The following is an 11624-nucleotide window of genomic DNA, read 5'->3' as shown; positions in this document are numbered from 1 at the left end:
GGTGCGTGTCCTGCTTATTTTTCCTTGAACAGCTTACTTAAACCATTGTCTATTTGACTATCAAACAGCTCAGGCAATCGCTTGTAAACATTACGAATTCCCTCAGGGATGACAATACCTTGCTCAGCCAATACTCCCCGAATACCATTGCAATTGGCGGTTCTGTCATGCTCACATTTTTTTCGAAGAACATGCAGTGCTTTGATATCTAACTGCTTCTGGCTTTTAGTTCTTACAAAGCGCATTTCTGGTCGCACAACGGCTTCAGCGATAGCCAGAGCATCATTGTAATCATTCTTGTTTCCACGGACATATGGCTTCACATGTTGTGGGGCTATCTGTTTAACATTATGTCCACACTTCTGAATTTCTCTTGCCCAATAATGTGCTGTTGCACAAGACTCTACGCCAACTAAACACTTCGGCAATTTTGTGAAAAATGTCAGTATTTCTGAACGGCGGAGCATTCTTTTCCTGACTATTTTCCCTGCTTGGTTACAACACACTACATGGCTTACATTTTTTGCCAAATCCAGTCCAACAGTTGTAATATTCATATAGGTCTCCTCGCCTTGTTAACTTGAAGGACATGTTGATCAATGGTGTAAAAGTGCGTCTACCTTTTTCAAAGGTTATCGAAATTTTTTCAACGATGGTGATCTCAAAGAAGCGGCATTTATGCTTCATCAAACGACCGAACGCTTTTTCGCGTGTCTATTACTCACGTTTACCAACTATTTACCCAAAACCCACAATATCGAAAAACTGAAAAAATACTGCGCCGAGCAAGATCTCGCCTTCGCCGATATTTTCCCCATGACCGAAAAATTCCATCGCCGCAGCTTCCGTCGCCTGCAACGGGCGTATATCGACGCGCGGTATTCGATGCATTATGAGATCACCGAGGAAGAGCTTGCGTACTTGGCCTCTGAGGTGGTGAAATTGAAGGCGTTGGTGGAAAAAGTTTGTTGTGAGCGGCTGAAAGCGGAGGTGATGGACAGCGATGTTTATTGATATCTCAGTCACCGAAGCCCCCACCCTCAATGCAAAAAAACAGCGGCATTCAAATGCATCAAGTAGCGTTTAATAATATCGATGTTTTTATAGAAAATTATTAATATTTAATGAATTTTTCTATTTCAATTTGTTTCCATCATAAATTTATTTATCCTAGATCTGTTTACTTGTGAGCTATGATTTGTTCCATGTTCAATTTAATGACTTAGGTCACAATTATTATTTTAGTCAATTTACTTACCAATAGACTTGGTTAAGAATCCATCTATCAGTCAACCAGCTATAACTCACAGCGGATTTAGATATGAGTAAAAATCTAAAAATTCAAGATAAGTTATGGTCAAGCTCCTTAGCTTGGTACACGCATGACTATCAAATCTCAATCTTACCTTCTTTGACACTCGTCTAACCGTCTTGGTTGTTTTTGCATTCTTTCGAATCGATTAAACAATCAGCATCAACATTAAATCTATTTATATCGTTTTTCGATACTGGCACTCATCTTTATTCATTTAAAGTGGTGGTGTAGTTATTCCGAATCGGTTTATTTAATTCTAAATTTATCGCTAATTATTTAGCGCGACATTTTACACCCTAAATAGATATCGGGTGCCGAATAATATCGTCTGACGAACATGAGTGAATGAATTCAAAGGTATTATCATGGAAAATTTTAAACACTTACCAGAACCATTTCGTATTCGTGTGGTTGAGCCAGTAAAACGTACCACGCGTGAACATCGTGAAGAAGCCATCCTTAAAGCAGGTATGAACCCGTTCCTTTTAGATAGTGATGATGTGTTCATTGACCTTCTCACTGACAGCGGCACTGGCTCCATCACTCAAAGAATGCAAGCCGCAATGCTGATGGGCGACGAAGCATACAGTGGCAGCCGCAGCTACTACACGCTTGCGAATGCTGTAAAAGATATCTTCGGTTATGAATTAACGATTCCAACACACCAAGGTCGTGGTGCAGAACAAATCTATATTCCTGTTCTGATTAAAAAACGTGAACAAGAAAAAGGCTTAGACCGTTCAAAAATGGTGGCGCTGTCTAACTACTTCTTCGACACCACGCAAGGTCATACTCAGGTTAACTGCTGTGTGGCGAAAAACGTCTATACCGAAGATGCGTTCGATACGTCTGTCAATGCAGATTTCAAAGGTAACTTTGACATCGCGAAACTTGAAATGGCGATTGAAGAAGCGGGCCCCGCGAACGTTCCTTACATTGTCAGCACGATTACTTGTAACTCTGCAGGTGGTCAGCCTGTTTCTATTGCGAACTTAAAAGCGGTATACGCGATTGCTCAACGTTACGATATCCCTGTCATCATGGACTCAGCGCGTTTTGCCGAGAATGCTTACTTTATTCAACAACGTGAGCCCGGTTACCAAGATTGGACGATCGAAGAAATCACGCGTGAAACTTATCAATACGCAGATGGCTTAGCCATGTCAGCGAAGAAAGATGCAATGGTTCAAATGGGCGGACTGTTGTGTTTCAAAGATGAATCGATGATGGATGTTTACACTGAATGTCGTACACTTTGTGTCGTTCAAGAAGGTTTCCCTACCTATGGTGGTCTTGAAGGCGGTGCCATGGAACGACTTGCGGTCGGCCTTTACGATGGCATGCGTCAGGACTGGCTAGAGTACCGTATCAGTCAGGTTCAGTACCTTGTTGATGGCCTAGAAGCCATTGGGGTTGTATGTCAGCAAGCCGGTGGTCATGCCGCATTCGTTGATGCAGGTAAACTATTACCTCATATCCCTTCACATCAATTCCCAGCTCATGCTTTGGCTTGTGAGCTCTACAAAGTTGCGGGGATCCGCGCGGTGGAAATCGGTTCGTTACTATTAGGCCGTGATCCGGCAACGGGTCAACAGCACCCTTGCCCTGCTGAGTTGTTACGCCTGACGATTCCTCGCGCGACTTACACTCAAACGCACATGGATTTCGTGATTGAAGCGTTTGAGAAAGTCAAAGAAAATGCCCACAACGTGAAGGGGCTGGATTTCACTTACGAGCCCCCCGTGCTACGCCACTTCACGGCTCGTCTGAAAGAAATTGAATAATCACTCACTCAAGCGCGCCTCATTGGCGCGCTATTTCCCTCTAAATCAAGCAACACAAATGACTTCCTGCCGCATGCACTAAACTCAGCACCGTTTCCAACACTCATATTTTTCACACAGGCATCTTAATTGTATTAAAACAGTAGAAACGGTTCGAAAATACAGTATTGTCTAATTGTACAGGTAATAAAAAATGTTCAAAAAGACATGTAATCCATGGCGTTAAATGATAACGACACAATGATTAACCATATTTATAACGATGTAATGCATTTGATAAGGATGAACGATGTGCACACGGATACTCAATAATATAAATAAAGATCATATTACAGTTGGACGAAACATGGATTGGGAGTTTTCATTAGAACCGACCATTATCATTAATCCAGCTCACGGACGACGGATTGGAATGAGCGAGGCAGAGCTCGATCAAATTAACCAACACGCCGCTCATCAATTAAAGAAGACAGAGGTATTGGAGTGGGAAGTAAACTACGCCACAGTTTCAACACTAATTGGGAATATCAGCGAAGGTTACGGTTTTTGCGATGGCATGAATGATCAAGGGCTAGTGGCTAATGCGCTTTACGATACCAATTGTAGTTTTGCCAAGTCTCAAGAACCACAGCAGAAAGGGCTCAGTGTTCTACGCTGGGGGCAGTATATTCTGGACAGTTTTGCAACCGTTCCTGAAGCGGTGGAATCGCTTTCAAAAAATACAATCTATCTTTACGGTGGAAAAGTACCCGGTGATGAAAATTCGCCTGCAACTCTGCATCTTTCTATCTCCGATAGAAAAGGAAAATCAGCGATATTAGAGGTCAAAAATAGTGAGGTACAGATTTATTGTCATGAGAATTATACCGTCATGACGAACCAACCTGATTATAAAACCCAGCTCAAAATGATGGACTATTGGTTATATCAGTGGAATAAGCCAGACATTTTCAGTGAACAGAGTGAAGCGCTTGAAGAGGCAGCAGAGAAAAGCTTAGACGACTTCATGAAAAATATTCGCAACCCTCACCCGGTATTCTCGGTGCCCGGTGGTTATACATCTGTCCAGCGCTTTGAGCGAGGATGTTTTTATCGCTATATGTATAACCCACAAGCACAAGAAGTAGATCCAGTCGCTCAAGTTCGAGCCATGGTAGCGACATGTATCGTCCCTGTCTCATTTGAAGAACTGTACCCAATAAACTTATTTGAAAAACTGAAAAAGAAGCTGGGGTATTCAGTCAATTCATATACGTTATGGAGTAACATTAGTGATTCAACCCAAAGGCGTTACTATTATATGAGTAATGAAATGGTACAAACGGTATGGTTTGATATCGATAATGAACCTAAAGAGTGCAAAAAGTTGGTAATAAATTCAGCTTTCAAGGCATCACATCATATGGGCCCAGCCAATCAAGTCATGGAACCATGTAAAAATGCTCCATTTTATTGATATTAAATAGAATTTTCAGTGAACTCATGGGCAACCGAAAATCGAAAGCAGTTTTTCCCTGAAGTTTTTGCTCTATATAATGCTTCATCAGCATGACTGAATGTCGAGGTATTAAAACGATCTAGATGTGGCGCAATACCACAACTGATGGTAACGCTTCTCCCTATGCCAAAATCATAATCTGTGATGGATTTCTGCCATTGATTAATATGAGATTCGATAACATCCTCAGTTGTGTCGGTGAAGAGGGTCAAAAACTCTTCACCGCCCCATCGTCCCACATGGCCAATGCCCTTCACGCTGGCTTGGAGTATGTTCGCAATACTCACCAACACCTTATCGCCTACCTCATGCCCATACTCATCATTCACTTGTTTAAAATCATCGATATCGATAATAGCAACCCACTGCCCAACTTGAGCATCGAGTAACAATTTTTCCATAAATCGACGATTAGAGATATTGGTTAACCCATCAGTATTAGAAAGTACCTGCAGTTGACGATTAGATTCTTCCAAGAGAACCATGGTTCTTCGACGTCCGGCATCATAAAAGTAAGAAACCGAAAACAAAAAGAAATAGATCGTAGTGAGATGAACAAAACTGATGGAATCAAAATAGACTGGAGACCAGTTATCCATATCAGTGATACAAATATATGCAACACAGATAAAATTGGCGAGACTAAAAAGAGAACCTAACTTATATCCAAGAATAAAGATAGCAATCACTGGCGTCAGGAAACAAAAGGCCAACGCAAATTCATCATTACCTGTGCCCAGAATAAATAACAGGCTTATGGAAGTCATCACAGAGACCAGAATTATTGCCGCAACTCTAGGATCTCGACTTTGCCACAGGAAATAATAGCTAAACAAGCAGAAAAGAATCCCTATTGCTTCTATTGCTGCAAGCAATAGTGACGGGATGACGAATACATTGTAATAAACAAAAAAGGTAAGAATCGACGTTAGTACCGTCAAGGAAATGAAAATGAATGAGCTTTCTCTAAACTCACTATCCGCACGACCGACGCCGAGCCATTTTTCTAATCCGTTAACTATCACGTCAATTAACTTCTCTCATTTATAAAACACTTAATATATATCAGAATGAGAGTTCATTCATCAACAGGGTGGATAAACACTAGTTACTCCTATTTGTTCGAGGCTTGCTCGGTACGTTTGCCTTAATATGTGTATCATGCGGTTTCTACGATTCCGTTGGCCGAAGCGACCATTTTGCACTGCACCTACCGGTATCCACTTCCCTACTTGCAGTGATGTTTTTGAAGGAACGTGTTCAAACAACAACCTTGCTTAACTCTTTGCTTGTTAGGATTGATATGCATGGTGCAGCCAAGCTTTGATCAACACGCTCAGCATGATTTACTATTATTTAGCATCTTTATCGCATTGATTGGCGTTTTTACCCAAATAGGGCAACTTGGCTTAACGAAAGCGATGAAAACTCTGACTGCGGACAAGGCTTCTGCTTATTCTTATATTCAAATCATTCTTTCAACCCTGATTGGTATCGCAAGATTCGATGAAATACCGTCTACATGGACCTATTTAGGTGGTATTTTAACTGTCTCTGGTGCATTAGTTCATGTATTTGGACATAAGTTGTCCTCTCACCGGTATAAACAAGCTCATTTGAAGTCACCATTTCATTTCAAATGAAAATATCATTGTCGATAAAATAGTCATAAGCGAAGCCTAAACCATGTTAACTATCTCTAATACGGTCATTCTTGCGGAATGGGAAATTGAAATGACGGCTATCCGGGCCATGGGGAACGGTGGGCAAAATGTGCAGAAGGTATCCTCAGCCATTCATTTACGTTTTGATATTCAACGTTCGAGTTTACCCTCAGTATACAAAGAAAGATTACTCGCTCTCAGTGATTCTAGAATTACCAAAGATGGCGTTGTCGTGATCAAATCACAAACCTATCGAACTCAGGAACAAAACCGACTTGATGCATTAGAACGTCTTAAGGGACTGATTCAATCCGTCATGGTGGTACAAAAGCGTCGGCGAGCGACCAAGCCAACCTGGTCATCAAAACTCAAGCGCATAAATACTAAAAAGAAGATGGGACAAAAGAAAGCCTTACGAGGTCGAGTCAACGAAGACTGAACGACTAGCTTGATATGACAAAATAAGGATCAAAAAAACAAAATAAGGACACCCGCTCTAATCAATCTCTCATCATCATGAAATCAGTCTGACCATTGATGACCAATAAATTTGAACTCACTCGGAATCAGCGGTTGAATCGATTCCCTATCCAGCCTCAATTCTCCACGATAAGACTCATCTATCATCATCCCGAGAGCATCCATGGCAACTGCCCGCTCACAACTCATTTGCCCCGAGGTCACGCCCTACTATCACATCGTCTCCCGCTGTGTCCGTCGCTCATTTCTATGTGGTTATGACCCTTATTGTGGTAAATCCTATGAACATCGCCGGGAGTGGGTGGAATCACGTATCTTCACATTAGCTTCTATCTACTGTATTGGGATTTGCTCTCATGCTGTGATGAGTAACCATTACCATATGGTCGTCTATATCGATAAAAAGAAGGCTATCTCTCTTTCTGACCATGAGGTCATTGAACGATGGGGACAAGAGCATCAACTCCCCCAGCCCATTCAGCGCCTTCTCGACGGCCAACTGACTTCTCAAGCTGAGCGTGATGCCTGCACCCAACTCATTGAAACTTGGCGTCACCGACTCTATTCCCTCAGCTGTTTTATGCAAGAGCTCAATCATGAGATTGCCGTCCGTGCCAACAAAGAAGACCAGTGCAAAGGGCGATTCTGGGAAGGACGGTTTAAATCTCAGGCTTTACTCGATGAGAAAGCCCTGTTAGCAGCGATGGCCTATGTTGACCTCAATCCGGTCAGAGCAAATATAGCTGACACACCCGAGCAGTCTGAATACACTTCGATTAAAGCCCGGCTGACTTCACTGGCGCAAGGAAAAACCGAAGCCCACAATTTAGTGAGTTTCATCGGCTATGAACATCAGGATAAACCCCAAGGTATTCCTTTCCGACTGATGGATTATATCGAATTGGTCGATTGGGTCGGGCGGCAAATCAGGAAAGATAAACGGGGCTATATTCACCAACGCCTACCCAACATTCTCACGCGGTTATCTCTGTCTCAGCAGGAATGCCTCAAACTCTGCACTGAGCTGGAAAAGAAACCCAGACTCTGGGTCGGTTCAACCGAACAGCTTAATCTCGCGAAACAACAGCTCAAAAAGCAGAGAATGCTCGGGATTCATATTTCCTGAACAATACCGTTTAATATCAATTCAGTTGCCACACACGTCATCCATTCAAACCAGTGATTCATCTCTATCGGCACGCAAAACTGCCCTTAATTATTCAATACCCCAACATAAAATCGAGCAAACAATCATTCAATTCGAGGGCTAACTTAGAAAAAATGGAACAACTTCAACCTCTAAACGAATCCATCCTTGAGGTGCGTGTCCTGCTTATTTTCAACCTCTGAACAAATCCACTCCTTGAGGTGCGTGTCCTGCTTGAGATATTTCTTGGTTGGTAAAGAAGGAAAGAACTAGCGTTTATAATGGTATAAGCGAGCACGTTGTCGAGTTTGACTTGGGGTTTCACCAAACAGTTTCTTGTAATGCTCGTTAAAAGTACTGATATGGTAGAACCCAAATTCGACCGCTAGGTTGGAAATCACAACCTCTTCTTCTGTATTGAGTAAAATTCGTCGAATTTCATTAAGACGGCAATCACGTAAATATTGGATAGGAGATACCCCTAACTCTTGTTCAAAACAATATTGAAGCGTTCGACGGCTAACGTAAGCAATTTGGCACAACTCTGTCGTGGTTAAAGGATAACGTCCTGTTTTCTCAATATGGTCTCGAATCCGTTCTAACACACGCCGTTTTGCGGGCGCTGAAACTTCAATTTCTTTCATCCCGGTTTCGGTTTGCAACAGTAAATCCGCAATAGCCGAACTAATGACGGGACGTAAGCGTTTAAGACGCTCGCCGCTTTTATCATGGTTAAGCACTGTTGAGAACGGCGTATTATCGTGCAGCATCAAACCAATAATTTTGGCCAATTCATAACTCACTCTCGTATTTGGCCCACTAACCAAAATTTTTGCTGATTCATTGAGCCATAAATCAGCATCGAGCCCAATCAACTCTTGTTGCAACACTCGTTTATCTAGCACCAACCCATAGATATGAAACTCTTTAGGGGTGATCAACTCAAACTCGACGCCTGATGGACGGATCATCAATTGACCTTCCTCAATTTGGGTGCCATTAATTTTAGGGCGTTGTTTCTGTAATGAAAAACCAAGCCAAATATTATGTTCATTGACACAGCAGTGCTGTAACAGCGTTTGGTTGGTATATTCCTCAAATAGGTGCATACCACCAAAATTCAGCTCATCAAGATAACCTGAAAAGTGGCCTTGGCTATGCTGATTATAATGTTGATCCCATTTCACTAAACTTTCGGCTTGCTGATTGACATCAAATGAGTAGGACTTGCATCGTTTTAGTGCGAGTGAATTTCTTTCATGATGCATTTGCGAAAAATTCATCTTGCTATCCTCTCCTTATCTGTGCACTGCTCTGATGCATTACAATCATAACCTATTGAAATTAAATAATTTAAATTTTTTTGCGCAATTCCGTTAGTTCCAAGGAACGTTAATCGCATAATTACTGTTAAAAGTATCAAGCAAAGTTTAGGCCCATTGCTTGTATGGATAACGAGGTATTTATGGCGAGTTACCGTTACCAACTAGGCACTCAAACCTATCAATTTGGATCTCTAGCCGAGGTGATGGCGAAAGCAACACCATTACGCTCAGGAGATCAACTTGCGGGCGTTTGCGCCCACTCTGCCGAAGAACGCGTCGTTGCACAAATGGTTTTGGCGGATCTTCCACTAAGAGTATTCCTCAACGAAGCTTTAATTCCGTATGAGAAAGACGAAATCACTCGTTTAATTATCGATGAGCATGACGCCGATGCCTTCAAAACAATCTCACATTTAACCGTTGGTGATTTTCGTAATTGGCTATTACAAGAAACTACCACCGATTTTGAGTTAGCAAAAGTCCGTTCAGGAATAACACCTGAAATGGCAGCAGCGGTATCGAAGATCATGCGTAACCAAGATTTAATTTTGGTGGCAAAGAAATGTCAGGTGATTACTAAGTTCCGCAATACTATTGGCCTTCCGGGACATCTGTCTACTCGTCTTCAGCCCAATCACCCAACCGATGACATCAACGGTATTGCGGCCTCAATCTTCGATGGCCTCATGTATGGTAATGGCGATGCGGTTTTCGGAATAAATCCCGCAACCGATAGTGTCACGCAGGCGATGAAATTGATGAAGTTGATGGATGACGTGATTCAACATTATGAAATTCCGACTCAATCGTGTGTCTTAACTCATGTAACCAACACCATCGAAGCAATTGAAAAAGGCGCACCCGTTGATCTGGTTTTTCAGTCTATTGGTGGAACGGAAGCAACCAACCAAGGATTTGGTATTAATGCCAATGTGCTGGCGGAAGCTTACGACGCCGCATTAAGCCTGAATCGTGGAACCGTTGGAAATAACGTGATGTATTTTGAAACGGGCCAAGGAAGTTCACTTTCTGCAAACGGACACCATGGGCTTGACCAACAAACCTGTGAAGCAAGAGCTTATGCTTTAGCTCGTAAATTCAACCCCCTTTTAGTCAATACTGTTGTTGGCTTTATCGGCCCAGAATACTTATTTGATGGAAAACAAATCATCCGTGCAGGCTTGGAAGATCACTTCTGCGGCAAATTGTTGGGCTTACCAATGGGCTGCGATATTTGTTACACCAACCACGCCTATGCGGACCAAAATGACATGGACAATCTGCTAACACTACTTGGTGTGGCCGAATGCTCGTTCATCATGGGAATTCCTGGTTCCGATGACATCATGCTCAATTATCAAACAACATCATTCCACGATGCGCTTTATGCTCGTCAGGTGCTTGGTTTACGTCCGGCACCTGAGTTCGATGCTTGGCTGAAAGCGATGAAAATCTCACCCCAAGATAATCACGTTCAGCTAAACAATGAGCTTGCCCCATCGTTCATTCAACCCCTGCGGCTAATTCAGGAGGCGTCATGAACGATATCCTCCCAATGAAGAAACTGGTTCATGAAGACCCATGGGAAAAGCTACGCCAATTTACCGATGCTCGCATTGGTCTTGGCCGAGTAGGAACCAGTATTCCAACCGCAGAGTTACTGCGTTTTCAGCTTTCTCACGCCCAAGCGATGGACGCGGTTCATGTTCCACTTGATGTAGCGCAGCTAATGGAAGAACTTGAACAGAGCGAACATATTGCCCCACTTTTGCCAGCTTTTGTTTTACACAGTGGTGCAGCAAACCGAATGGAATACCTACAACGTCCAGATTTTGGTCGCCAACTGGATGACCGTTCTCTCTATCGTTTGCAGCAATTCCGTAGTCAAGCTGATCAACAAGAACCCTATGATTTGGCCATTGTCATCGCGGATGGCCTTTCATCTTATGCCATTGCTCATCACGCAAAACCATTTATAGAGTCGCTACTCACCCTATTGAACAACGATCCGACAAAAGATTGGAATCTCGCACCGCTCAGTATCGTTGAGCAAGCACGCGTCGCCATTGGTGACGATGTCGGTGAAGCACTCAATGCCAAAGAAGTTTTACTACTCGTGGGCGAACGTCCCGGTTTAAGTTCTCCGGACAGCATGGGGCTTTACCTTACTTGGCAACCCAAACGTGGCACTGAAGATTCTCTGCGTAACTGCATTTCCAATGTGCGCCCCCAAGGACTCAATTATCCTGCAGCTGCGCACAAATGCTTTTACTTATTACGTGAATCTCATCGAATCCAGTTGACTGGCGTAGGACTAAAAGACCGCTCTGACGACGCTCAGCTAGAAAGTACAACACAGCAACAATTTTGTTTAACCAGCACTTCTGAATGAGAAGGAAGTGCCTAAATGA

Annotated in this window: 9 protein-coding genes and 2 pseudogenes; 8 read left to right on the top strand and 3 right to left on the bottom strand. The window is 42.7% G+C overall.

Features of this window, described 5'->3' with window-relative positions; genetic code table 11:
• Positions 1-14: 14 nt before the first annotated feature.
• Positions 15-557: an IS110 family RNA-guided transposase gene (locus MKS89_RS16580; protein ID WP_205409114.1), complete on the bottom strand. Its 543-nt coding sequence runs from the start codon at positions 555-557 to the stop codon at positions 15-17.
• A 49-nt stretch (positions 558-606) separates the two neighbouring features.
• On the opposite strand from MKS89_RS16580, the pseudogene MKS89_RS16575 reads away from it, so the two are divergent.
• The 3 genes and pseudogenes from MKS89_RS16575 to MKS89_RS16565 all read left to right on the top strand — a co-directional run.
• A pseudogene (locus MKS89_RS16575) lies at positions 607-1014 on the top strand (HEPN domain-containing protein); the annotation flags it as partial.
• A 666-nt stretch (positions 1015-1680) separates the two neighbouring features.
• Positions 1681-3099 carry a tryptophanase gene (tnaA, locus tag MKS89_RS16570; RefSeq protein ID WP_072954492.1) on the top strand — a complete coding sequence of 473 codons (1419 nt, stop codon included), beginning with the start codon at positions 1681-1683 and terminating at the stop codon, positions 3097-3099.
• 289 nt (positions 3100-3388) lie between these two features.
• Positions 3389-4555 carry a linear amide C-N hydrolase gene (locus MKS89_RS16565; protein ID WP_072954490.1) on the top strand — a complete coding sequence of 389 codons (1167 nt, stop codon included), beginning with the start codon at positions 3389-3391 and terminating at the stop codon, positions 4553-4555.
• A gap of 2 nt (positions 4556-4557) precedes the next feature.
• On the opposite strand, the gene MKS89_RS16560 is transcribed toward MKS89_RS16565, so the two are convergent.
• Positions 4558-5622 carry a GGDEF domain-containing protein gene (locus tag MKS89_RS16560; protein WP_072954487.1) on the bottom strand — a complete coding sequence of 355 codons (1065 nt, stop codon included), beginning with the start codon at positions 5620-5622 and terminating at the stop codon, positions 4558-4560.
• Positions 5623-5720: 98 nt separating this feature from the next.
• Here MKS89_RS16560 and MKS89_RS21050 point away from each other — a divergent pair.
• The 3 genes and pseudogenes from MKS89_RS21050 to MKS89_RS16545 all read left to right on the top strand — a co-directional run.
• Positions 5721-6240: pseudogene (locus MKS89_RS21050) on the top strand (EamA family transporter); the annotation flags it as partial.
• A gap of 43 nt (positions 6241-6283) precedes the next feature.
• The gene (gene arfB / locus MKS89_RS16550; protein WP_038180158.1) at positions 6284-6700 is read left to right on the top strand and encodes an alternative ribosome rescue aminoacyl-tRNA hydrolase ArfB; all 417 of its coding nucleotides are present in this window, start codon (positions 6284-6286) and stop codon (positions 6698-6700) included.
• Positions 6701-6904: 204 nt separating this feature from the next.
• Positions 6905-7867, top strand: coding sequence for a transposase (locus tag MKS89_RS16545; RefSeq protein WP_072954481.1), 963 nt, complete (start codon positions 6905-6907; stop codon positions 7865-7867).
• Positions 7868-8157: 290 nt separating this feature from the next.
• On the opposite strand, the gene MKS89_RS16540 is transcribed toward MKS89_RS16545, so the two are convergent.
• Positions 8158-9171 carry a helix-turn-helix domain-containing protein gene (locus MKS89_RS16540; RefSeq protein WP_077316248.1) on the bottom strand — a complete coding sequence of 338 codons (1014 nt, stop codon included), beginning with the start codon at positions 9169-9171 and terminating at the stop codon, positions 8158-8160.
• Between the two features lie 182 nt (positions 9172-9353).
• Here MKS89_RS16540 and MKS89_RS16535 point away from each other — a divergent pair, with 182 nt between their 5' ends.
• Positions 9354-10754, top strand: a complete 1401-nt coding sequence (locus MKS89_RS16535; RefSeq protein WP_072954478.1) for an ethanolamine ammonia-lyase subunit EutB — start codon at positions 9354-9356, stop codon at positions 10752-10754.
• The gene (gene eutC, locus MKS89_RS16530) at positions 10751-11605 is read left to right on the top strand and encodes an ethanolamine ammonia-lyase subunit EutC (protein WP_072954475.1); all 855 of its coding nucleotides are present in this window, start codon (positions 10751-10753) and stop codon (positions 11603-11605) included. The genes MKS89_RS16535 and eutC overlap by 4 nt, the downstream gene beginning before the upstream one ends.
• The last annotated feature ends 19 nt before the right edge of the window (positions 11606-11624 follow it).

It is taken from the genome of Vibrio gazogenes (assembly GCF_023920225.1).
In the GTDB taxonomy this organism is placed as follows: Bacteria; Pseudomonadota; Gammaproteobacteria; order Enterobacterales; family Vibrionaceae; genus Vibrio; species Vibrio gazogenes.
This window is presented reverse-complemented; position numbering and strand designations above follow the sequence as displayed.